Annotated in this window: 18 protein-coding genes; 3 read left to right on the top strand and 15 right to left on the bottom strand. The window is 59.1% G+C overall.

Going from position 1 to position 24,088, the window contains the following annotated elements; genetic code table 11:
- Nucleotides 1-62: 62 nt before the first annotated feature.
- The 13 genes from tssM to D8U18_RS04980 form a co-directional block, all read right to left on the bottom strand.
- Entirely contained in the window at nucleotides 63-2,543 is a 2,481-nt protein-coding gene (gene tssM / locus D8U18_RS05040) for a type VI secretion system membrane subunit TssM (protein WP_130904597.1), read from the bottom strand.
- Nucleotides 2,540-3,466, bottom strand: a complete 927-nt coding sequence (tagF, locus tag D8U18_RS05035; protein WP_056856679.1) for a type VI secretion system-associated protein TagF — start codon at nucleotides 3,464-3,466, stop codon at nucleotides 2,540-2,542. Before tagF ends, tssM begins: the two co-directional genes overlap by 4 nt.
- A 31-nt stretch (nucleotides 3,467-3,497) precedes the next feature.
- A complete protein-coding gene (locus D8U18_RS05030) occupies nucleotides 3,498-7,376 on the bottom strand; it encodes a type VI secretion protein IcmF/TssM N-terminal domain-containing protein (RefSeq protein ID WP_131107171.1) in 3,879 nt (1,292 codons plus the stop codon).
- Between the two features lie 30 nt (nucleotides 7,377-7,406).
- Nucleotides 7,407-8,120 carry a type IVB secretion system protein IcmH/DotU gene (gene icmH, locus D8U18_RS05025; RefSeq protein ID WP_056856677.1) on the bottom strand — a complete coding sequence of 238 codons (714 nt, stop codon included), beginning with the start codon at nucleotides 8,118-8,120 and terminating at the stop codon, nucleotides 7,407-7,409.
- Complete coding sequence (gene tssK / locus D8U18_RS05020; protein ID WP_131107170.1) at nucleotides 8,117-9,460, bottom strand: type VI secretion system baseplate subunit TssK; 1,344 nt, start codon at nucleotides 9,458-9,460, stop codon at nucleotides 8,117-8,119. Before tssK ends, icmH begins: the two co-directional genes overlap by 4 nt.
- Nucleotides 9,457-10,212 carry a type VI secretion system lipoprotein TssJ gene (gene tssJ, locus D8U18_RS05015; RefSeq protein WP_131107169.1) on the bottom strand — a complete coding sequence of 252 codons (756 nt, stop codon included), beginning with the start codon at nucleotides 10,210-10,212 and terminating at the stop codon, nucleotides 9,457-9,459. The genes tssK and tssJ overlap by 4 nt, the downstream gene beginning before the upstream one ends.
- Nucleotides 10,213-10,235: 23 nt before the next feature.
- Nucleotides 10,236-12,839, bottom strand: coding sequence for a type VI secretion system ATPase TssH (gene tssH, locus D8U18_RS05010; protein WP_131107168.1), 2,604 nt, complete (start codon nucleotides 12,837-12,839; stop codon nucleotides 10,236-10,238).
- Nucleotides 12,836-13,906 (bottom strand): type VI secretion system baseplate subunit TssG, encoded by a 1,071-nt coding sequence (gene tssG / locus D8U18_RS05005; protein WP_131107167.1) that lies wholly within the window; start codon nucleotides 13,904-13,906, stop codon nucleotides 12,836-12,838. The genes tssH and tssG overlap by 4 nt, the downstream gene beginning before the upstream one ends.
- Nucleotides 13,870-15,702, bottom strand: a complete 1,833-nt coding sequence (gene tssF, locus D8U18_RS05000) for a type VI secretion system baseplate subunit TssF (RefSeq protein ID WP_131107166.1) — start codon at nucleotides 15,700-15,702, stop codon at nucleotides 13,870-13,872. The genes tssG and tssF overlap by 37 nt, the downstream gene beginning before the upstream one ends.
- Nucleotides 15,702-16,184: a type VI secretion system baseplate subunit TssE gene (tssE, locus tag D8U18_RS04995; protein WP_056856672.1), complete on the bottom strand. Its 483-nt coding sequence runs from the start codon at nucleotides 16,182-16,184 to the stop codon at nucleotides 15,702-15,704. Before tssE ends, tssF begins: the two co-directional genes overlap by 1 nt.
- 25 nt (nucleotides 16,185-16,209) lie before the next feature.
- A complete protein-coding gene (tssC, locus tag D8U18_RS04990) occupies nucleotides 16,210-17,712 on the bottom strand; it encodes a type VI secretion system contractile sheath large subunit (protein WP_056856671.1) in 1,503 nt (500 codons plus the stop codon).
- Nucleotides 17,713-17,722: 10 nt separating this feature from the next.
- On the bottom strand, nucleotides 17,723-18,256 hold the full coding sequence (gene tssB / locus D8U18_RS04985; RefSeq protein ID WP_056856670.1) for a type VI secretion system contractile sheath small subunit: 534 nt from the start codon (nucleotides 18,254-18,256) through the stop codon (nucleotides 17,723-17,725).
- Nucleotides 18,257-18,324: 68 nt separating this feature from the next.
- Nucleotides 18,325-19,077: a hypothetical protein gene (locus D8U18_RS04980; protein WP_131107177.1), complete on the bottom strand. Its 753-nt coding sequence runs from the start codon at nucleotides 19,075-19,077 to the stop codon at nucleotides 18,325-18,327.
- Nucleotides 19,078-19,774: 697 nt separating this feature from the next.
- Here D8U18_RS04980 and D8U18_RS04975 point away from each other — a divergent pair.
- The 3 genes from D8U18_RS04975 to D8U18_RS04970 all read left to right on the top strand — a co-directional run bounded on the left by D8U18_RS04975 (nucleotide 19,775) and on the right by D8U18_RS04970 (nucleotide 22,634).
- Complete coding sequence (locus D8U18_RS04975; protein ID WP_131107165.1) at nucleotides 19,775-21,940, top strand: M48 family metallopeptidase; 2,166 nt, start codon at nucleotides 19,775-19,777, stop codon at nucleotides 21,938-21,940.
- Nucleotides 21,941-22,020: 80 nt separating this feature from the next.
- Nucleotides 22,021-22,155: a hypothetical protein gene (locus D8U18_RS29210; RefSeq protein ID WP_277752462.1), complete on the top strand. Its 135-nt coding sequence runs from the start codon at nucleotides 22,021-22,023 to the stop codon at nucleotides 22,153-22,155.
- Nucleotides 22,156-22,160: 5 nt separating this feature from the next.
- Nucleotides 22,161-22,634: a hypothetical protein gene (locus tag D8U18_RS04970; protein ID WP_131107164.1), complete on the top strand. Its 474-nt coding sequence runs from the start codon at nucleotides 22,161-22,163 to the stop codon at nucleotides 22,632-22,634.
- A gap of 579 nt (nucleotides 22,635-23,213) precedes the next feature.
- Here the strand turns inward: D8U18_RS04970 and D8U18_RS04960 are convergent.
- Both D8U18_RS04960 and D8U18_RS04955 read right to left on the bottom strand, forming a co-directional pair.
- Complete coding sequence (locus tag D8U18_RS04960; protein WP_241664290.1) at nucleotides 23,214-23,618, bottom strand: hypothetical protein; 405 nt, start codon at nucleotides 23,616-23,618, stop codon at nucleotides 23,214-23,216.
- Nucleotides 23,619-23,754: 136 nt separating this feature from the next.
- Nucleotides 23,755-24,084 (bottom strand): hypothetical protein, encoded by a 330-nt coding sequence (locus D8U18_RS04955; protein ID WP_131107163.1) that lies wholly within the window; start codon nucleotides 24,082-24,084, stop codon nucleotides 23,755-23,757.
- Nucleotides 24,085-24,088: the final 4 nt, after the last annotated feature.

Genomic DNA, 24,088 nt, shown 5'->3' with positions numbered 1-24,088 from the left:
GGTGTGTTACGCCAGCCCGGGATTGGCCCGGGTAGCGGTTTTTCTTCATTGCACGTGGCGTCTCAATTGAGTGCCCGTACTTCGATTTCTACCCGCCGGTTAGGCTCCAGGCACTGAATCAGCTGAGCCCTTGGCTGCTGCATATCGCACCTGACCAAAGGCTTGGTGCTGCCTTCGCCGACGGCTTCCACCAGCTCGCCGGGAACGCCTTTGCCCACCAGGTAGGTCTTGATGGTTTGTGCCCGCTGCTTGGATACCTGCAGGTTGCCTTGTGGGTCGCCGAGTTGATCGGCGTGCCCGGCGATAATGATTTTGCCGATGTTGGGTGTGCTCAGAAGCTTGCCGGCGATCGCGCTGAGCTGGCTTTGACCCTCGGTCTTCAGGCTCTGGAAGTCGGCGCGGGCAAAGGCGAACAAGGTGTCCGACTCCAGCGTGATGGTCTCGATCGAGCGCAACGACTGGGTGAGCAAACTGTTGATGTAGTTGCGTGAGCTGGAGATCAGGAACGCGTTGTCGAGGATCCGTGGCACGTCCGGCTCGTGAATCTGATCGCTGTAGAAATTGATCTGCCGGCTGGCGAACTCATAGTCCTGATTCGTGGTGGCGACGGCGGCACTGCCAACCTGGCGGGCAATCGCCGGATACCAGTAATCCGGTATTTTCGCTTTCAGGAACCCAGGGTCGGCCTTGTCTCGTTGTGCGCGCGACAACATGACGTAGGTGTCCAGCGTCGACTTGCCAAATGCGGCGATGGACTGCGCCCGGTTGTCATTGGGCAACGCTTTCGACTCGACGCTGTCCACGCCTGTCACCGGCATCAACTCTTTGGCGTTGCGCTGATAGACCTTGAGCGTGGTCAGCAGATACAACGAGCGCGTCAGGTTGTCGGCCGTGGGTTTGAGCATCACGGTTTCCAGCCGATTGAAATACTGGCCGCGTACCACTGGCTCTACCTTGTGGCCTTGGTATAGCCCCAGGCGCAGGCGCAGTGGCACGCCATCGTCGTGATGCTGCGCATAGTAATGTGCGGTCCACAAACGCAGGCGATCGAGGGTTTGCCAATCGGTGTACTGCCCGCTGGCCGAGTGATCGTCGGCACTGGCCTGGGTCAGCTCTGCCGAGATGCTTTGCAGGGTGTCGCGGTTATTGACGTACGACCAGCTCAACAGGCTGCACAGCAGCACCGCGACCAGGCCAGCGCCACCGATCCATGCCGCCTTGCGCCGACGCTCGCGGTGATTGGTGGTGTATAGCGCCACCAGGTGTTGATCGGGAATGATGACTTTGCGGAACAGACTGTTGATGAACAACGGTCGTGGTTGCGCGTTGCCGTTGGCGATCTCCAGATCCTGTTCAAGCGAGAATCGCTCGGTCACCTGGCGCGCGTGTCCGCCCATTTCCGGTTGGTCGGCATCGAGGGCACTGGTGAAATAAAAGCCACGCAGCAGCTCTGCATTTTGATAAGGGTTGGCGCGCAACAACGCATCGACGAACAGCTGCAGCCGTGGCTTGAGTGCCGCCAGCTCCAGCGGGAAGCGGTACACCGCCGAATCCTGGCGGGTGATCTGGATGTCCTGCGTCACCAGTTGCTGGCTCGCCACTTGTTGCCAGTAGCCGATCAGCTCGTCCATCGCGACGCCGAAGCGCTGACCCCAATCAGCCTGCTCGTAGCCCTTGTGGGAAAAGGTCTTGCCCATGACTTCGCCGCGCGCGGTTTCGTCCAGCTGGCGATAGAAGGGCGCGAAACCCGGCACCAGGTCGCACTTGGTAAACACCAGGTAAACCGGCAGCCGCACTTCCAGCAGGGCATGGGTTTCCTGAATGCGTTCACGCAGGCGCTTGGCGATACGTTCCTGGTCTTCCAGCGAGGATTGCAGGATGTCGTGGATGCTGACGGTGACGATCAGGCCATTGAGTGGCCGGCGTTGCCGATGCTGGCGCAGCAATTGAAGGAAGGCCCGCCATTTGCCGGCCTCTTCCTGGTTGTTCATGTAGCGACCGGCCGTGTCCAGAAGGACCGCTTCGGAGCTGAAGAACCAGTCGCAATTGCGTGTGCCACCCAGACCGGCGACGCGCACGCCCTCACGCTCGGCGTAGGGAAAATTGAGCCCCGACTGGTAGAGCATGGTGCTTTTGCCCGCTGCTGGCTGCCCGACCACCAAGTACCAGGGCAGGGCATACAGTGCATCTTTGGCATTGCTGCCCCGAGGCTTGTTGCTGTGCAAACGTTCGATGCTTTGCAGCAGTCTTTCGCGCAACAGGCTCACTTCTTCGCGATCGGCCGGGCTCGCATTCAGCACGGCCTGATCGGCATCCTCTCGCAGCAATCCTTCGAGGTTGTGATGTCGGGACACGCCTCGGTAAAGCAGCAGCACATAGCCGGCCGACAGCAACAGGAACACGCCAATGCCCGTCAGCAGACTGTTGAGCGAACTGAAATCAAACGCACGCCCGATGCCCCACACCACGAAGATCGTGAGGAAAAAGCACACCCCGAGAATGTAGGGTTGATAGCGCAGGAAGTAATATTTGATCTTGTTCATACGGACTTCGAATCCAGGGCATCGACAAAACGGTCGATAACGTCACCCAGTGGGCGGTCGATTTCGGGAAAGGCGTGTTTGCGGTGGTGCTCGTCGAAGGCATCGAAAGAGGCCAGTACGTCGTAGCTTTGCGAACGCTCACTGATACCTGTCAGCACGCGATAGGCATCGCTGGTGTGGCGTGAGGCAAAACAGATCAGCCTGGGGCGCATGAAGTCGTCGGCCAGCAGACTGACCTGCGGCGCTGTGCGTTCATGGGACATTTGCGTCAGCCATGTGACCCATAAGTCGGCGGTCGGATTCTTCAGGCCTCTTTCTGCGGGCAAGGGCAGGGCGATGCCGATAGGTGTCGCGTCAGCCAGGTGCCGTCTGAAGGCCAGAAGCCGGGTCAACACGGCATTGCTGACGAACTCCGGGTAGGCACCTTCGAGCGCGGTACTGATATCGCGCAGATTGAAATTCACCAGAAACTTGTCATGCACGCGCCGGAACAACTCGAAGTCCTGTCCTTGCAATGGACGCAAGGCCTTGATGCGTTCGAACAGCACCGACGTGCTTTCACCCTGGACGGCCATGTGCAACAAGGGCCTGATCTGTCCGCTGAACAGTTCGCCGAGGGTGAACGGATTGACCAAAGGCTCGGCCTCGCTGGCCTTGAGCGTCTGGAAAATGAAAAACGGATAGCGGCGTCCGCTCGAATCCTTGGAACTGATCAGCCCGCCCAGCAACCAGTTACCGCTGCGTGCGCGATAGCTGAAAAAACATACCGGCAACGCATCGAACAGTTCGCGCCAGTCCTCGCGGTGTTGCAAGGCGGCGAGAGCGCCTTGCAACCAGCCGTCGAACTCGCAGACGTCATCGCCTGCGCCTTGCAGGCTGACGAAGTCCGGGCTCGCGGGGACTTTTCCGAAGCAGCCGATCATTGGCCGGATCCCTGATTCAAGGTTCGGCTGCTCACAACGGACGACCTTCTTTGGCGTTGAGCGCACTCAAGGCTTTGACGTTGGCCAGGTCCGTCAACTTGACGCCGCCGTAGTTGCGCACGGCGAGGCTGACCGGGCCGCTGTTGGTGTTCCAGCTGAAACGTTGCTGGATACCGTCGAGATCGCTGACCCGTGCGCTGTCGTTCATGCGCAGCAGGCCCCAACGGCCCGGGTAATCGAACACCGTGATGCGCTCGCCGGTCAGGGTCACCACATCCAGGCGTGCGCCCGGCGTGGTGGTTGTGCCCGGCCATGAGAAGCGGCTCCAGCTGGTCTTGCCGTTCCGGTAGTGCTGCACCTGGCCATCGAGGGTGAAGATGATGTCGGTCAGGTTGGCAGAGGGTTCGAGCATGATTTCGAAGCCGTTGTCGCGGTCCGACAGACTGGCGATCACCTGGCCCAACGAGCTGGCCTTGTCGATGCTGTTGACCATGTTCGGGTTGACCAGCGGCGCTGCCTTGCTGTCGCTGCCCATTCCCAGGCCTTCGCCACCGGACAGGTTGCCAATCTCGTTACGCTTGAAGTTCGGCAGCAGCCCGGATTCCGGATCGACAAAACGCTGCAGGTCCTTGACCGATGCTTCGTTGCGGCTGCCGGCGGCAATCGGATAACGGTGGGCCATCACCTGTTCCCATGGCTTGGCAATCTGCTGTGCCCAGGCTTTGGCAATCTGTTGGCCGGCCGGGTCGCGCAGGGTTTCCCAGGCAAACTGGATCGGCAGGCTGAACAAACCCTGCAACGCAGTGGACAGGCCGCCCTGACTGGTGTCGACAGTGGTCTCGACGTAGTTGCGCACGTTGGTCACTTCGCTTGGCAGCCCTTCGAGGGTTTCGCTGATCAGCTGCTTGCTGCTTTTGCCGACGTCCTGGGAGCGCTGGATGTTGTTCATCCGCACCTTGAGTTTGCGCAAGGCCGCCAGGTATCGATCCATGATCGTACTGTCGGCGCCTTCGGCGTTTTGCACGGCAAACACACGTGACACAGGCTCGAAGCGTTTCGCCAGACTGCCGTCGTCAACCGCCGGCAAAGGCGATATCAGCGTGCTTGGCGAGGCATTCTTGCCATCGAGAATACCGCTGACGCTGCTCCAGAATCCGTCGTCAGGCTTGATGCCTGCTGGCAGGGTTTCCCGCGGGGCAGGGACATCCCACTGGGTGTTGTCGTTGACCGCCGCCAGGAGAATTTTCACCGGCGAATTCTGCACATCGCTGAGCAGTGACAGTTGTTGGGTCGCATTGGCCATGTCAGTGAAATGGCGAACGCCGACGCTGTCGATCAGGGTGTACCAGGCCTGTGTGTAGTCGCGCTTGTAGCGCGTCATGAACTCACGGATGAAATTGGCTTTCTGCACGATGCTGTCGGCGCCTTCGCCGTCGAGCACCCAGTCCGATTCATTCTGCAGATTGCCCGACACCAGTTTGATCAGCTCCGGCTTGACGAATTGCTCCCAGCCCTGACGGGTGAAAATCGCCGGCACCGCTTCTGTGCCGTAGAGCAACTGTCGGCCTGGCAAGGGCACCAGATCGCTCAAGCCGACCGCCGGGAACTGGCGACTGGATTCCAATTGCAGGCGCAGGTATTCGCGGTCCACCAGCGAACTGGAAATCATGAAGGACTTCAGGCTGTTGCGGGTCTCACTGATGAGCTGTTCGTTGCGTGACAAGGTCGGCGCCTGACCGGTCTTGAGCAGCTGCACATACACCGGCGCGTTGTCCTGGATCACCGCGCTGCTGACCGCGTTGTCGCTGCTGGCCGTGTTGGCCCAGGCGACCGGTAATGCAGCACTCACGAATTCGGGATCCGGATGCGTGGCGGGTTGGGTCAGCATCAGGTAGAGCTTGAGTGCGTTGTAAGACTCGATGATCGACGCAACCTGGCGCTCATCCAGCCGTCCCAACATTTCTTCGGACAGTGAAAGCCCGCCGGTAGTCGCCGACAGTTCAGCGGCATCGCTCGCTGTGGCAGGGTTGCGCAGCGCTGTCAGGGCTTCGCCGCGAGCCTTGTTTGCAATACCCCGGGCGGCGCCATTGAGGCGGCCGGCGACATCACCGGTGCTGCGCGGCAGGTTGTTCAGGCGGGTCGGCAGTTTCTGCCCCTGCGCACGGGCTTTGGCTGAGCCGGTTTTGGAAGTCGCAGGGGCAAAGTTGTTCTGCGGGTCCATGGTTTTTGCAAACTCATTGAACGCGCGCATCTGCAATTGCAATTGCAGGGTGATCGGTTCCAGCGCCTGAGTGCGCAGTTGCTGCAAGTAGGCGGTTTGTGCAACGCGGTAGACATCGTCACCCCGGTACAGGCCGGCGCCGAGTTGCAGCGGCACGCCTTTGGCTCGGTGCTTCTCGATGGCGGTGAGTTGCTCGCGCAGCAGTTCCAGGCCGTGGCCCGACGCGAGCAGTCGCGTGCTGTCCGGCGATTGTTGCAGTTCGGTCAGTTGTTCGCGCAGTGTCGCCAGCCACTGACGGTTGTTCTGGAACGACAGGGTTTGCCAGCCGATGAACGCGAGTCCCGCCAGTACCGCCAGACCCAGCAGGGCAGGGCTGGCGGACTTGTTCTTGCCGAATCGCGACTGGTAGAGGGTCAAGTCGCGGTCCGGGAAAATCACCCGACGGAACGTATCGGTGATGAAGTAGCTGCGGTCGCTGATTTTCCGGCTGCTGCCTTGCGCCTGTTTGTCGTGCTCGGGGGCGGGCTGCAAGGCGAACGACTCAGCCAGATCATCTTCATACACCTGGCTCAGTTGCTGGTCGGTCTGCAGGGCACTGGTGAAATAGAGTCCGCGCAGCAACAGTGGCGCACCACTGCGACGGGTTTCGGCGAAATGCTGGAGAAATTGCTCGAGCACGCCCGACAGCTCGGCGAAATAGTTCGGGAAGTTCAGCAAAGCGCTGTTGGCATCGGCGCCCAACGCAATCATCTGGGCATCGACGTGGCGACGGATATGGCTGTGCAGGTTGGCCAGCTTGGCATCCAGCACCGGACGCAGGCCCTGGTTGCGGATCTCCGACAAACCGAAGGTCATGCCCAGCGGTTGTTGTCGTTCGTTCAGGTCCAGGCCTTCAAACGCCTGGCTGAACCCCGGCAGCTGATCAGTCTTGCTCAGCATCAGGTAAATCGGCGGGTTGGCCTCCAGGCAATCGTTGTATTCCTCGATGCGCGAGACCAGTTGTGCGGCGAGCTCGTTGCGCTCGGCAGCACTGCACGCCAGCAGTTCCGGCAGGCTCACCACCAACACCAGACCATTGACCGCGGCCTTGCTGCGTTGTTTTTTCAGCATGCGCAGGAAAGCGGCGAATTCGCTGGCCGACGGGTCGTCCCGCAGATAACGGCCGGCCGTATCGATCATCACGGCCTCAGGGCTGAAATACCAATCGCAGTGTTGCGTACCGCTTTCGGTGTCGTTGGCACTGCTGGCAATGTTCGCCGACAGCCCCGAGCGGGTCAGCAATGAGGTCTTGCCCGCGGCCGACATGCCGATGACCAGGTACCACGGCAAATCGTAAAGCGCCGACGAACCGCCGCCGCCAGCCGAACGATCAGCGCGCAGCATGGCGATGGCGTGCTTGAGCCGCTCGCGCAGCACTTGCTGATCTCGGAACTCACCGGTGGAATTGAGCGACCGGTCGACTTCGATCTGCACCAGGTTTTCGAGGTTGTGTTCAGCCCGGATACGCTTGTACTGACGCAGCACAATGATCAGCAGGTAAAAGGCGCTGACGATCGCCATCGTCTCCAGCGCATAACCGCGCAGCCAACTCACCCGCGGGGCCACGAACCAGCTGACCGCCAAGCTGATCAGCCACAGGACGGGGATGAGAAACCAAAAACTTTTCAACAAACGCAATAATGTCTTCATGTCTTCCTGACTCGGTTACCTGACCTGTGCTCAGGCACTGAACAGCTGGCTGATTTGTTCGGACAGCGCGGCGACTTCTTTGCCCAGCAGCCAGTCCAGCGTCAGGTAAACACCTGCGCAGACCAGCGCAATCAGCGCCAGGTAGAGCCAAAGCGGAACTTCATGACGCAGCATCTGCGAAACCTGGTCTGGCAGTGCCCAGTCGGGCGAGAGTGCCTTGGGCGTCTTGCGAAACCGCGCGATGTCCTGGCCCAGGGTATTTGCCAGGTAACGCAATTGGTCCTTTTGCCCGATGCTGAATTTGCCTTCGAAACCCAATGCCAGGCACAGGTGGTAAACCTCGAGTACATCGAGGTTCTGTTTGACGTCGCCGCGCAACGAATCGATTTTTTCGAAGAAACCTTCACCGGCCAGGTGCACGCCGAAGTAGCGGAATTGCAACGGCTGCAATTCAAAGTGGCGGCGCAACTCGTTGTCGCCGGAGCGCAGCACGCTTTCATCGAGGAACGCACACAGCGCGTACTGGGTGTCTTTGACCTGTTCAACGCTGTAGTCGGCACTGCGCGCTTCACGCTCCAGTGTTTTGAAGAAAGCGTCGACGCTCGCTTCAAAGGCGCTGACCGAGGTCACTTGCCGACCCTTGCGCACGATCAGCGCCATGCTGATGAAATCCTGCACCAGGTCTTTGAGCGTCGGTTTTTCGCTGGCAGCCGCAACGGCGCCTTGCAGTACGGCTTCGGTCATTTGAGTACCGCCATCAGTTCAAGCTTGAGGTTGGTGAACGCGCTGGGCGCATAGAAAGAAATGGCCTGGGCACTCATCATGCGTTCGTAGACCCGGCCATGGGGCTCGATGGAGAAATAGTGATTGTCCAGTCGCACCGGGATCGCATTGGGCAGGCGCGTCGAGTGGTTGAGCGTGACGCCCGGCATGGCGCTGTTGACCACCACTTCGATGTCCTCCGGCGAGCCGACCTTGAACGCCCGCGGCACCAGTTCCAACAGGCTTGCGCCTGGCATGTCGGCATGCACGGAAATGTAGAAATCCGCCTCTGCCAGCCGTGGATCGTGCAACTGCCCTTGCCAGTACGAGGGCTTGGTCTGCGTCAGGTTGATCACCACGCACTGGTTCGGCACGACGTTGTCGAGCAGCACGCGAATCATTTCGTCGAGCTTGACCAGCGAGGCCGCCGGGTCGTGGTGGTCGTACTCGGGAATGTCGTTGAGCTGCGTATCCAGCGAAAACGTCAACAGGCCGCCGGCGAGTTCGGCCAGGAACAGGTACAAACGTTCGGGATGCAAACGCGGGTGCGCGAGCAAATGCGCCAGGCTCGGGTGGGCGCGGTTCACCGTGTTCAGCAGCCAGAACAGGGTCACGTCGCTGGAACCGAACTCGGCGATCTGGTCCGCGCGCTCGCGACGGCGACCGGACAACGCCTTGCTCTTGGATTGCAATGCACCGAGCAGACGCTTGCCCAGCCCGACCAGGGTGTCGTGGGTGCCCAGGTGCAGCGTCGGGTGCACAAAATGCCCGTCGAGGTTGAAGCCGCCGATGTTGTTGCGTGACAGCCGGGCAATCGGGCACCAAGTGTAGCCATCAAGGTTGTCGCCGTCGATCAGCATCACCACGTTCAGGCGCAGGCTGGTGATTTCGTTTTCCAGGTCGCCTTCGTTGAGGTCCGGCAGGGTGTCGAACTGCTTGCGAAAGCGTCGTCCGGTCTTTTGTTCCTGGCCGTCTTCAACGTAATTCAGGCCGAAGGGCTCTGGCAGTTTCAGCGCGGCGTAGACCTTCAGGTCGGTTCCCTTGAGCAGGTCTTTCAAGTCACGGGCCGCGGGCAACGGATCATGCTGCGGCGCGTCGAACAGGCTGCCGTCGGGAAACACCAGCTTCAGCCGTTTGAGCTGCAAGGAACCGGTGGCGAGGGCTTCCTCGTCCACTTCCAGCAACTGCACGCCCCAGTGAAAGGGCGTATTGCGCAGCGTCGCCTGCGCCAGCTGATGCTGGTGGAACTCATCCTGATACTGGAAATGTTGTGGCAAAAGGAACATGCCTTCGGACCACATCACCCGGCTTTGCTTACTCATTGAGCGCCTTCCAAAAATGAATTCAATTTCGAGTCCAGCGCTTTTTGCGCGGAACCGGCCGCTTTGTCCTGGGCCTTTTCGATCACGACGTCCTGAACCCGTTCGGCCAGCGTCGGCTGGACCTGCTGGTCGGGCAGGGTGTAGGCCTTGGCGAGCTGCTCTTCGGTCTTGGGTTTGTTCAGCACGTCGACGCCGCTGACGGCGGACACCGTGTTGTTGTCCACCAGCACCCGCAGGCCATCGGAAGAGAACCAGATGCCGTCCTTGCGCAACGAATTGGCGTCAAACGCGACCTTCCAGCGGCTGTTTTCCTCCGAGCGGAAAAAAGCCGCGACGCCGACATAACCTGCGGCTTTGTTCAGTGGCCACTTGTCGACCTGACCCATACCCGGCAGCAAAGTGATTTCACGGTTCTCGATCAGGGTATTGCCGAGGGCTTTTTGCGGGTCGTCCCACAACGAATCCGCGTCAACCGATGAAAAGCGCTCCAGAGAAGTCAGCTGGTAGACCCGCAGCACCACCGAAAGCGGTTTGCCGGAGGCGTCGGGGTTGAGCTGGTTGCCGCCGTCGGACGTCAGGATGACTTTTTCGCTGTCATCGAACAGCATGTCGCCGGCCCACGTGTCGTCGACCCGCTTGCCGACCCGGTCGGTGACGCCACACGCCGTCAGCGCCAGCATCACCGCCACCGCCGTCAGGCATTTAGCCAATGCCGTTTTCGCGGGCTGCTTCCCTGTTTGTCTGTTATCCATGACCGCTACCTGTAAATGCTCGATCAGCACAGGCGATAGGCGAAGTCGCCGTCGCTGCCCAATTCGATGTTCAAACTCTGGATCGGTTTGTCCTGCGCCATTCGCTCCAGTACCCGCTGCGCGAGTTCCGGCATCAGGGTCTTGGACAAAATGTTGTCGATGTTGCGGGCGCCGCTGTCGACTTCCGTGCAGCGCGAGGCAATGGCTTTGACCAGCGCCTCGTCATAGCTCAGGACGGCCTGATGATTGCGCTCGAAGCGCTGGCGAATGCGCTCCAGCTTGAGTGCGACGATGCGCTCCAGAATCGCGTCCTTGACCGGGTAGTACGGGACGATGGTCAGGCGGCCGAGGAAGGCTGGCTTGAATACCTGATTCAGCTCGTCACGCAGTCCTTCGACGATGGCTTCGGGCGTCGGTTGCGGCTGGGCATTGAGGCACCACTGCATGATGCGGTCGGTGCCGGTGTTGGACGTGAGGATGATCACGGTATTGCGGAAGTTGATCTCGCGACCCTCACCGTCATCCAGCACGCCTTTGTCGAACACCTGGAAAAACAGTTCGAGCACGTCCGGGTGGGCCTTTTCCACTTCATCGAGCAGCACCACGCTGTACGGCTTGCGCCGCACGGCTTCGGTCAACACACCACCCTCGCCATAACCGACATAACCCGGCGGCGAGCCCTTGAGGCTGGAAACCGTGTGGGCTTCCTGGTACTCGGACATATTGATAGTGATGACGTTACGCTCACCGCCGTACAAGGTATCCGCCAGCGCCAGTGCGGTTTCGGTCTTGCCGACGCCGCTCGGGCCGAGTAACAGGAACACGCCGATCGGTTTGTTCGGGTCTTCCATGCGGGCGCGGGAAATCTTGATGCGTTTGCCGATTTCATGCAGCGCGTGGTCTTGTCCGAGTACCCGCTCAGCCAGCAGTGCAGGCAGGCGCTGCACGGTTTCGATTTCGTCGCGCAGCATCTTGCCCAGGGGAATGCCGGTCCAGCCGGAAATCACTTCACCGATGGTGCCGCCATCCACCAGGGCATGCACCAGCGGTTGCTCGCCCTGGACGCTGGCCAGTTCGGCGCGTACGGCGGCAATCTCAATGGCATCGGGTGATTGATTCTCGGGGTGGCTGAGGGCACCGAGTTGCTCCAACAGTTGCAGCTCGCGTTGCCATTGTTGTTCGAGGGCGTCGCGGGTCTGCTGCTCATTCTGCAACTCGGCATTGAGGGCGGTCAGGCGTCGGGCGTGGTCGCTGCCTTTGGCGGCTTCCTGTTCAAGGACCGAAATTTCCGCCTGCAAGTTGTCGATCTGACGCTTGCAGTCTTCCAGCGGTCCCGGCTGCGCCGATTGCCCCAAGGCAACCCGTGCGCAAGCGGTGTCCAGCACACTGACGGCTTTGTCCGGCAACTGGCGCCCGGTGATGTAGCGATTGGACAGGCGCACGGCCTGCACCAGTGCTTCGTCCATCACCGTGACGGTGTGGTGCTCCTGCATCTTCGCCAGCAAGCCGCGCAGCATGTGGATCGCCTTGTCTTCGTCCGGCTCTTCGACCTTCACCACCTGGAAGCGGCGGGCGAGGGCGGCATCCTTCTCGAAGTACTTCTTGTACTCGGCCCAGGTGGTCGCCGCGATGGTGCGCAGTTCGCCGCGAGCCAGGGCTGGCTTGAGCAGGTTGGCGGCATCGTTCTGCCCGGCCTGACCGCCCGAGCCGATCAGGGTGTGGGCTTCGTCGATGAACAGAATGATCGGATGCAGGCTGCGCTTGGTTTCTTCGATGACCGACTTGAGACGGTTTTCGAATTCGCCCTTCACGCCGGCACCGGCCTGCAACAGGCCCAGATCCAGGGTGTGGATGGCGACGCCCTTGAGTACCGACGGCACGTCACCTTGAATGATGCGCAGCGCCAGGCCTTCGACCACGGCGGTTTTGCCGACGCCGGCTTCACCGGTCAGGATCGGATTGTTCTGGCGGCGGCGGGTCAGGATGTCGACCATCTGCCGCACTTCGAACTCCCGGCCCAGCACCGGGTCGATCCGGCCTTCGCGAGCGCTTTGCGTGAGATTGATGGTGTACTGATCGAGGGCCGGCGTCTTGCCGTTGCCTTTAACCGGGCTGCTGCTCACACCGCCAGTGGTGTCCAGTGGTTTGGCCTGTTGCGACTCGGCGCTGCCTTCTACCAACGCGTTGAGATTCACGCGCAGATCGTCGGCGTTGATCTTCTCCAGCTCGGCTGCACCCGCGATCACCACCCGGCGCAGCTCGTCGTCATCGAGCAAGGCCTGCAGCAGATGACCGGTGCGGATCTGTGCCTGGCCGAACTCGATGGACGCCAGGACCCACGCCTGCTCGATCATGCGAGTCAGGTGCGGGGACAGTGCCGGGGTGCGTGAATTGCCTTTTTTGAAAGTCCCCAGTGCCGTCACCAATTGCGCCTGCAAGCGCTCGGGCACCACATCGTAATGACGCAGGATCGCCGGCAGGTCGTTATCGCTGCTGTCGAGCAACTGCAACAACAGATGCTCGACTTCAACGTCGTAGTGGTGTTCCGACAGACAAAGCGCCGCGGCGCTTTCGGTGGCGGTGCGGCTGGTGTCGTTCAGCTTGGCGAACAGGGACTTCAGGTTCACAGGGAGACCCCATCAAAAGGAATGTGGAAGAGCGCGCAACGGGAGGGTTCTACGTCGACGCCTGGTCGTTTGAGCCAGCCGAGCCGGCCCAGTGAGACGTTGCCCTGGCGACCAAGGCGGGCGACGGGTACGGCTTGGGTCTTGAGCTTGGGCGCCAGTTGGAAGTCGAGTTCCGCACCGACATAGAAACGCACCAGTTCGAGCAATTTCTGGTAGTCGACGGCGCCTGGCTGCAAGCGTTGATAGTCGGCCAGTTCCAGTGGTGCGGTTTCGATGCGCACGCACGACTGGTAATCCCAGACCCGGTTGCCGGCGACGGCGCTTTGCCCAAGCACGGCGTTCTTGCGGCCCAATTGCGTGCATTGGCTGGCATCGAGCTTCAGCCAGCGACCGGCGAACGGCTTGACCTTGAACGGCAGCGAAAAATAGAAGCTGAGCATCACTTCCAGGTTCAACGCATTGCGTGGTTTCTGGGCGAACAGGGCGGAGAAATAGCTGAACAGTTCGCGGCGCAGGGGCGAGCCTTGTTTGTCGAATTTCTGTTTCTGCGCCTCCGGGCCGAAGCCCACCAGGTTGAGCAGATAGCGGTCGAAATCCGAGCTGCCGTTGCGTTCGTACTCGATGTAAAACTTGTACTTTTGCCAGGCCTCGTAAAACAGCGTGGTCATGCGGTGCGAAAAGATGTCGAGGAAGGCGTGCGCCGCGTCATCTCGATACTGGATGTGTCGCTCGATCAACAGCTCGGTGTACGGGCGTGGCAACACACCCGACGGCCCCACCAGTCCCATGAAGGTGACTTGCACCTCGGACAGCGGCAGGCCAGCCACGGACACCTTGCCTTCGCGCTCAAACTGCAAGTCGCTGACTTCACTGGCCGGGAAGTTGAGCGACAGCTGCGAGCGAAAACGCAAAGGGTCTTCGTGCGGACGGGTTTGCAGGTCCATGCGCCCGGTTCTGCTGTAATGCAGGCGAAGCAAGCGCACCAATTGGAAAAACTCGAATCGGTGCGGCTCAGCCCGTGCCTGGTCAATCAGACCAGAGGTTGATCGCCGGTTCGCGGTGGCCATTGGACGACTCTCTTTTCGCGCTGCAAGGTGCGAAGGGTTAATTGGGTAAAACTGTTCATGGAGCAGTACTGACCAAAGAAGTGGTCGAGCACCATGCCGAACAAAAACACACCGCTGCCGGTGTATTGGCTTTCATCGAAATTGAGGGTGATACCGACGCCGCGAACGAAGTTCGGCCGCGGGTGGCCGATGCGTGCGACCACCGGTTCGCTGCTCACCGAGACGATGCCGTTGATCTGTTTGCGAATGGCCGACACGTTGCGGTAGTTGTAGAGCGACAGTAGCTCCAGCAGCACTTCGCGGCCGCGGGACACCAGTGACATGTGGTTCAGCGACAGGTGCGAAATCAGTCGCCAGATCACCCCGTTGCCCAGCGGTACACGGGCAGTGGCGGTGGGTTTGCGCAGGCAGCGGATGTCCTTGATCACCGAGTTGCCGGGGATATTGAAATCGCCGCGCTCGCCACCGAAAGGCAGCATCAGGGGCAAGTCGCGGTTGCTGCAGGTCAGGCGGATGCTCAACGTATCGTTATTGGCCTCCAGCAAACCCAATTCGCGATCCACCACGCGGATAAACACGTTCGAGCCATCGCGCTGGCCGGACTGCACGGCGCGGCGCCGGGCAATCCAGAAACTTTGGCCGGAACCTTGATCGCCACGGGGTTCGAAAAACGGATGGCAAGTGCCAACCTGATCGATACCGCCGACCTTGCGCACGCGCCGTACGCGATCGATCGACACCACTTCGGCCGAGCTTTGCAGGCGCACATCCGGCGTCACCGCGTACTCGTGCTGAGCGTGGGTCAACTTGATCGGCTCAGCCTGCTGGCGGAACAGGTTGATGATCGGCGTGCAGTTGAGCTTGAAGTTATTGCGCCCGATATTTTGCGTCAGACGCGCCAGGCGATCGCTGAGGTCGTAGTCGGAAAAGTAGAAGTTGACCTCGACTTTCTCGATCTCCTTGCCCGCCAGAATGCGCGCGAACCCAGACAGGTCGAAGAACATGAACTTGTCGGGGAAGGTGAAGTATTCGTGCAGCAAGCGATAACCGAGGAACGAGCGCTCCGAGTAATCCACCAACCCTTCGTCCAGACCGTAACCGACAGCTTTCAGCGCGTTGGCCGGCAAGACCACCTCGCGGCTGCGCCCCTGATCCTCGAAGCTCAAAGTGGCCTTGGCCAGGTTGTTGAACAGCAGTTCGTACAGTTGCAGCATCAACGTGCTTTCGCCGTCGAGGAAAAACCGCAGGCTGTCGAGCTCCATCTTGCCGAACATCACATCGGAGGTCGCTGTCAGGCCGATGCGCAAGCGGGCGACCAGATCGGCGCTGTGGCCGTTGAATGCCGAGCGCTCCATCTCGATGAACGACGCCTGTTGCACCGCTACTGGCCACAGCTCGACCGGGTAGCAGGTGCGGAATTTACACACCACGCCATCGATCGGGTTGGCACTGAGCTCGGTATGCCGGGGCACACGGAACGCTTCGGTGACCTTTTCCTGTTTGCCCAGGTTGAACTCGACGATCGACATCGACGGGGTAGGGCGCAGGTAATGCGGGTACAGCACTTCGAGAAACGATTCGACGATTTCCGGCAGCTCATCGTCGAGTTTTTTGTGCACCCGCGCAGAGAGAAACGAGAACGCTTCGATCAAGCGCTCGGTGTGCGGGTCTTCGCAGTTATCGCCCTCGATGAGCAACCGCGAAGCGATTTTCGGATACTGGCTCGCAAACTCCTGGCCCAAAAAGCGCAGGTGCGACAGTTCCTTTTCGTAATAGGGCAGCAGATCGTCGAGCATCAGTTGAGGTTCTGCACTTTGTATTCCTGGGTGTTGACCTGCAGCACCGCGTCGAAGGACACCTGACGGGTGATGTCTTGCAGGCGCAGGACCGCGTCCACGCGAAAGGTCAGCATGCGTTGGCCGGTCTGTTGTGCGAGCAGCTGGACTTTGACGCTGCGAAATCGCCGGTCGCCGACCGTGATCGCCTTCTCCAGCTGCCGCTGGATCAACAGGCGATCTTTCGGATCAAGTACGCTGCGACTGGTGAAATCCGGCATGCCGTAGTCGAGGATGGTGCCGCCCAGATTGACGAAACCGTCCAGCTCGCTGGCGACCAGGGACTGGCGGGTGTTGACCAGAATCTCCAGGTCGCGAACGATGCTGGCCTTGTAATCGGCCAGCGAACACAAGCGTTGCGATGACGCTTCGATGGACTGATGCGGACGATCGTCCAGCAATCGGTCCAGCAGTGATGGCAACAGCTTGTGTTGACTCGTCATATCGCCTTCCTGGCAAAGTGTTCGATCAGCCGCGGGTCGATTGCGGCAATTCAGCAACCAGACGCAACGATGCAGTCAGTTCGTCCAGTTGATAGTGCGGGCGCAGGTACGTCACAGCCTTGTAGACGCCCGGCTTGCCCGGCACCTCGAACACTTCGGCACGCGCTTCGCGCAATGGGAACTTGGCCTTGGCTTCCTGGCTCGCGGTGTCGTCCAGCAACACGTAGCTGGAAAGCCACTTGTTGAGGAACAGTTCGACGTCCTTGCGCGAGGCGAAGCTGCCGATCTTGTCGCGCATGATCGCCTTCATGTAGTGCGCGATGCGCGAAGTGGCGAAGATGTACTGCAACTGTGCGGAAAGCCGGGCGTTGGCGTTGGCGATATCGGTGTTGTACTGCTTCTGCTTCTGCGCCGACTGGGTGCCGAAGAACGCGGCGTAGTCGGTGCCTTTGCAGTGCACCAGCGGAATGAAACCGAGGTCCGACAGCTCTTTCTCGCGGCGGTCGGTGATGGCGATCTCGGTCGGACACTTGAGGGCGATTTCACCGTCATCGGTCTTGAATGTGTGGGTCGGCAAACCTTCAACCAGACCACCACCCTCGACACCACGAATTGCCACGCACCAGCCGTAACGGGAGAACGCATCAGTGACCCGAGTGCCCAGTGCGTAGGCGGCGTTCATCCACAGGTACTTGTTGTGGTCGCGTCCGTCGACGCTTTCGACGAAGTTGAATTCCTCGACCGGCGTGGTATCCGGGCCATACGGCAGGCGACCGAGCACGTGGGGCAGGGTCAGGCCGACATAGCGCGAGTCTTCGGAGGCGCGGAACGACTTCCACTTGGCGTATTCGACGGTGTCGAAAATCTTCGCCAGATCCCGTGGCCCGGACATGTCGGTAAACGAATCCCAGCCGAACAGTTCAGGCGAGGCTGCCGAGATGAACGGCGCGTGGGCGGCTGCGGCGACGTGGGAAATCTCTTCGAGCAGGTACATGTCTTCCGGGCTGCGGTTGAACTCGTAGTCACCCAGCAGCATGCCGAACGGTGCACCGCCGAAGGTGCCGTACTCTTCTTCGTAGATCTTCTTGAACAGCGCGCTCTGGTCGAATTCAGAAGCGGCCTTGAGATCACGCACCAGGTCTTTCTTCGACGCGTTGAGCAAGTGAATCTTCAGCGTGGTGCTGGTTTCGGTCTGGTCGACCTGATACTTCAGGCCACGCCAGGACGCTTCCAGCTGCTGGAATTCACTGGCGTGCATGATCTCGTTCATCTGCTCGGAAAGCATCGCGTCGATCTCGGCGATACGCGCATCGAGCACGGCGATCAGGTCCTTGCTCGGCGTCATTTCGCCTTCAAGGATCTGGTTGACCAACTCGCCAATCAGGTCGCGGGTTCGGGTGCGCTCGGTCTCGGAGCGGGCCACGCGGCTTTGCGAAATGATGCTGTCGAGCAGCGAGGATTGCGCGGTGAAGTTTTCCACTTCAACCAGTTCGCTGTCCTGTTGAGTCACGGTTTGCTTGTCGTTCATCGTCAGGCTCCTACGCTTTGCCGTCGGTGGCTGGAACGGCGGCTTCGCGACCGAATTCCTTGCCCAGGGTTTTCAACTTCTCGGTGTTCTGCAGCACGTCCATCAACAGCTCTTCGAGCTTGTCGTTACCGCCCATCTTGTTGCGCAGGTCCGCCAGCTTGTTGCGCACGTCCAGCAGCTTGCGCAGCGGCTCGACCTGCTTGACCACGTTCTGCGGTTCGAAATCTTCAAGGGCGTTGAAGTTGAGCTCGACGCCCAGCTGCGTACCGTTTTTCGCCAGCGTGTTGTCGACGCGGTAGGTCAGGCGCGGCTTGATGCCCTTGAGCACACCGTTGAAATTGTCGCGGTCGATGAAAATGAACTTGCGGTCCTTGAGCTTCGGCAGCGGCTCCAGCGGGTTGCCGGAGAAATCGCCCAGCACACCGACGACAAAGGGCAGCTCTTTCTTTTCCTGAGCGTCACCGATATCCACGTCATAGGTGATATGGACCCGAGGCGCGCGGACGCGGTCGAGTTTGTGCTGGGTACTTTCCTTCTTCGCCATCGTGATCTCCTGTGCGAACAATTCGCTGCAAGTCGTGTGCGTGTCGGTTCAATGGGTGGCCGAGCGCGTTACATTCCTTCGATCGTCAGCAGCAGGCGCTGACGGATTTCATCGTTCATGTCCATGATGTTTTCAAAGCCCACCAACTCTTCGAAGCTGGTGTTGCCAGCGATCTGGGTGCTGCTGCGGATCACGGCCTCGTCGGGCAACTGCGAGCGAACCGGCGAGCTGATCACGCAGAAGGGCAGGTCGCCGAATTCCTTCAAGCGTTCGAACGTGACGGGAAAGCGCAAGCCTTCGAGCAGGCGGCTGATGCCGGGCGACTTGCTCAGGCAGTAGAACAGCACCAGGTAATGCACCACGAAGCGGTACAAATCGGCGCTGCTGCGATTGGGGTCTTTGATGATGGCGCGGAAGCGGGCCAGGTCGAACGAACTGAAGCCGACCACCCAGCGCACGGGGCTGGTGATGCGAATGCTTTGACCGTTTGCGCTCAGCACCTTGTCGTACTCCAGCGCAAACAATTGCGGGGTGGTACTGAGCAGGTTGAGGGGGACTTCGAGCTCATTGACCAGTTGGAACGGAGCGACCGAGCCGATGCGGTCGTAGAGCTCCTTGAGCTCCTTGAAATGGTGCTGGGTCTCGCGCCCGCTGCTGCGTTGCGCACCCTGCAGGTACTCACCGAAAAACGTCTGGGGACGAATCAGCAAAGCCAGGGTCGCCAGATAATCCGCGGCCTGCGCCTTCAGCGCATCGGAAATGGCCCGGGTCTGGCTTCGCAGCTTGATCAATGCTTCAACATCAAAAAACGCTTGAGTCATCGGTACATCGTCCTTGAACACTCCACGCCTCCCTGGCTTAAAAAAACCGGTGCATGTCGAGTGGTTTGATTTCCCATGGACATCCGTCCACGAGAGGTAATTGCTGATGTCGGTCATCAAAAAAACACACTGCCGGAACCAACCGGGAGTGTGATGCTGGCATATGGATATTGAGTTGCCAGTAACGCCGTGTATGGCAACACGTCGTATCGAAAAGTTCATTCGGCGGCGGATTTTTTCTCGTTTTTGTTACACACCGCAATGATGCCTTCTTGCCACTATTTGCTGGATGTGTCTGTCAGACAGTTCCGAAAGCCAGTCAATTCAATGGTTTCAGAGGGGTTGTGGATCCAATTTTTAATCGAAAATATTTTAAAAAAGGTGAAGCGGTTCACCTAATGCCCACTTGAGGGTGTGTAGAAGACAAGATTGCAGTACGAGTGTCATGTAGCCGCCAACGAAGTGATGGCATCTCAGAGAATTCGGATATACAAGGCGTCCCTTCCATTGCTGAACGAGTGATCGGGCAATTTGGCGTTACATGTCGTCGATATTTCTGTATAACGCGCCGGGTACGAGTGCACCCCGTAACTTTCATGTCGGGCCGTGCAATAGCGTGAGGGCTTTCGGGCCTTTGTTAAATGGAATTTATGCTCGCCACGGATGTCAGGCGACGCGACTATTGAGGCCCTGTCTCATGAGAACGTTGAAACTCATTGCCGTACTTATTCTCCTGCCGCTTTTTCTTGGTTTGTTTGGCGTCTGGGAGTTGCAACGCAGTACGGAGAGCATTCGGGACTTCGCCGAAGCCAAAGCCGAGTTGGGCGAGATGCGTCCCGAAATCGAAGCGATGGTCGCCAAGCCGTTCTCACGCTCGGCCAAGGTCGATATCAACGGTGAACGCATGGGTGTTCACCAGGCTTTGTCGCTCATTACCCAAGCCGAGCATGAACTGACCATCCTGCAACCGGTGGCAGCCGTGATGAACAACCTGGCCAAGGGTGTCATCGCCCTCGGCCTGCTGGCCTCGCTGGTCGGTGTGCTGGGACTGCTGGGTCTGCGTTGGGCCGGTGCCCGCGCGAGTCATTCCCGTGAACGATTGCTGCACACCTTCAGCCGAGTGAGCCGCCTGTTGCCGTACCTGCTGCTGGGGCACATCGTCGCCATGGGTGCGGCGGTAGCGGCCATACTCGGTTTCGAAGGCCTGGGGCTGTGGCACATGGGGAAAATGGCCGCCGGTGAATTCAAGCTGATGCTGATCGTGCTGATGCTGATGCTCGGTTTCCTGTATTCGATCTGGCAGATGGGCAAGCAGCTGCCGGTCATGCTGCACATGTTCCAGTCCACGCCGATGAGCGTGCTGGGCCAGGTGGTTACACCGGAACAGGCGCCGGCGTTGTGGGTCTTTGTTCGCGAACTGGCGGACCAGCTCGGCGCGCTCGCACCCGAGCACATCGTGCTGGGCATGAACGAAGGCTTTTACGTCACCTCCAGCGACGTCAACCTGCTCCCGTCAGGCACCACGCTCAAGGGGCGCACCTTGCACGTGCCGATGATGTACCTGGGCTTGCTCGATTCGCCAGAAACCGGCGCGGTCATCGGCCACGAACTGGCGCACTTCGCCGGTGCCGATACCGAGTACAGCCTGCGCTTCGTACCGATCTACGAGGGTATCGGCCGCAGTCTCGGAGTGATTGCCGAAACCATGCTGCAAAGCGATGTGTTGCAACGCACGACGCTGTGGCCGGCCTTCATGCTCGGTGAGTATTTCATGGAGCGTTTCGATCATGCGGTGAGCCACTGGAGCCGCGTGCGGGAGCTGGCGGCGGACGCGGCAGGTGCGCAGTTGACGGGGAATATCGCCATCGCTTCGGCGTTGGTGCGCATCTCTGCCATCGACCCCTTGTTGCAGCAGGGTGTCTCGACCCATGTGGTCCGCGCGACCAACCCCATCGCCGAACACGTCCTGACCCGAGACTTGCCAGGCAGCGTGCTGCAGGAACTGGCCGCGCAGCCGCTGACCCTGCCCGAGGAGGAAATGGCAGCCAGCCTGCCTCATCCGTCGGACACTCACCCCTCCAACCGCGAGCGGCTGGCGTCCCTGCAAGTCACGGTCGAAGAGGCCGTCAGCCGCGGCACCCGCCCGATCATCGCGGCACAAGCCAGCGCCGCGATGGATCACTATTTCGCCGATCCCCAGGCATTGCGTGCGCGCATCACCCAGGACTTTCTCGGCTACTACGTGGAGCAGGATGCAGCGGTTGTGCAGGAGTTGCGCAGCCACGCCGGTAATGCCACGGAGGAAGTCCGGCTGCATGAAGGCGCACGATTGCGCGGGTGGATTACCCTGGGTTGCTTCTCGGTCTTTTTGCTGCTGGGCTTGGGCTTGCTGGTCTTGCCGTGGCTGTTGCCGCAGGCTTTGGGGAGTAACAAATCGATGATACTGGTCGCTGGTGGGGTGCTCGTTGTATTGATGGCATGCCTGCTGCCGTTCTCGTTGCGCTTGCTCAAGCGGGCGAACAAGACCGCGTTGCTGCTGACGCCCGAGCACTTCGTTTTTGCCAACCTGAAGGCACCACTGCCGATCCGGCACGTTGCTGATTTTGGCCTGCAAATGGGGCAGGGGCTGCACCTGAATTTGCTGCTGGAAGACGATGCCCCCATGCCTGAGTTGGCCTCGCGCTCGTTCTTTTCGCCTGATGCCAAGCTCGACAAGAAAAAGCGCTGGGTTCAATTACAGTTGATTCAGTTCTGCCGGGATGACAAAAAGCTCAAGAATGAACAATTGGCGGAACTGATAGGGACGTACCTCAATGCCGGTACTGCACGGCACTTGCTGCAGCAGCGATTCGAGCAGGCCTGAAGGCTTTCAGCATCGGCAAGCGTGGGGTTCCGGGTTCAATGGCTCCCTGCGCAAAGCTGATGAAGATCTGAACGCAGCCCTTGCAATTCGTTGTTTTGTTTTACCACGTGGCAAGCATTCCGGGCCGGCATTACCGAACGGCCGGCGCAGACATGATCGTCATGTTCTACGAGCCGATTGAAGGCTTGGTGCTATTCACCTTCGATTACAGTTGAATCCCATGAATAAACCCGAACTGCAAACGCTTGTAGTCAGAGTTAAAAAGTATCTCGCGATTATCTTTTTGCTCTGCCTTGTAGGCGTTTCCATCTATGCGTACCTGCACAAACCGGAGTTTCCTTCTGAGATAGTCCTGAAGCAAGACTTCATTCCGGGGCAGTCAATCTACATCGTTCAAGATGCCAGGGATGCAGATGAGCCCAAAAGCCTGAGGTTCTACGTCAACAATGGCGACGGCAGGAATAATGAGACGATGAAGGTGCTCCTCGCAAAGACCCCGCCCTTCCTGGTCTCGGACACTGACTTGAAAGACGTGGTAATCCAGCGTGTCTCCAACGGCCTGCATATCAAACTCAAAGGCGCAGTCTCGAATTACCAGAGCAACCTTTACCTTGAAGACGGCGACACTTACACCACCTACCGTGTAAGCCTTGAACAAGTCGAAACGCGACCGCCCTTGGCGAGCGGTCGGTAAGCTTGCTTCAGCAGGGCAATCACTGCGCAGACAACCGCGATCGCCAGCGCCGGCCACTGCATCGGCAAATCGATGATACTGGTTGCTGGCGGGGCTGGTCGTATTGATGGCGTGCCTGCTGCCATTCTCGTTGCGCATGCTCAGGTGGGCGAACAAGACGGCGTTGTTGCGGACGCCCGAGCACTTGGTATTTGCGAACCTGAAGGCGCCATTGCCGATCCGGCACATCGCCGATTTTGGACTGGCAGGCGTGGGGTGCGAAGTTCAATGGCACCCTGCGCAGAGCTCGACCGAGTAGCTGAGGCCATTCCTGTTACCACTGATCAATACCCAGTATTTAATGCTATGTACAAGGAAGACCTTCCGGTGGCAATCCGTTAGGCAGCTGAATCTTCAGGCCGCGTGCAATCTGAATGTCTATAAATCTGGAATTCTGGACAGCCGTTGTATCTCAGGGCGGTGATGGCTAGCGCATTGTCGATGTAGTCGAGGACGGTTATCGGCGTTTTCAAGAGGCGGTCCCTCTCGGTATCAGCGTTTTGATTGCTGCGTGACGCCAATTGAAATGCACGGGGGGTGTTAGCTCTTGCAGTCGCCCGGTTTTAGTGTGATTTCAGTAATCGGATGTGCGTTCGAACTGGCGTACTGATAGGTAATTTTGTTGCCAAGTGCCAAAACCAATAGATAAGCAGTTTGGCTGCACAAGCTGTTGTTGATTTGCTGGGTCAGGTAGCTCTGATAATAAATCTGCTCGCCCGGGCGACCTTCGTACCCGGCAAGCGTCATTTTATAAAGGATCGTATGGTCCGCAAAGGTTATGTCGTCAATGCGTGTTGCCGTGTCCAGCATGATGGGCAGGCTTTTCTGCTGTTGCTGGACGACTTCTGCGAGGACGGCGTCGGCATCTTGGGCATGGAGAGGGGGTGTAACAAGAAGTGCAGTTGCAAGGGCTATAGGACGGAAATTTAAATAGTAGGGCTTCAACTGCATTCTCCTTGAATGATATTGAATTTCGAGTAGCCGCGGCTTTGGCAATCCATTCGAGAGCACCGTGGGTTTCATTGCTTGTAGCGGCCTTTTTCAAGGTCTATGACTTTGAAAAGCTACGGCATTTTTGTGCTTATGTAGGTTTCGGATTACTGTTCTTTTTTTCTTCCATCTGGGCTTTTAGTCGACGTAGCGTAGGGGATTCTCCTCCGGTCAGTTCGATTTTAAACTCCGCAAAAGCGTGCTCAAGCTCTGCATATTGCTGCAACCCCTCTTCAGTGAACAAATAGCGTCCAGGGATATCCCGCCATTCCATAGGTGTGCGGATTTGACCACGCTCGGCCAACTCCATCAGAGAGGCCAGTTCTAGATCCAATTTAGCTGCAGCAGGGTCTTTTGCCTTTAATGCATCGATGGCAGCCCGTAGCTTCAGGGTCTTTTCTTTCAGTTTTTCGATATCCATAGGA

This window comes from Pseudomonas sp. Sample_10, from assembly GCF_004321495.1.
Lineage (GTDB): Bacteria > Pseudomonadota > Gammaproteobacteria > Pseudomonadales > Pseudomonadaceae > Aquipseudomonas.
Note: the sequence above shows the minus strand (reverse complement) of the source record. Positions and strands in the feature narration are given on the sequence as shown.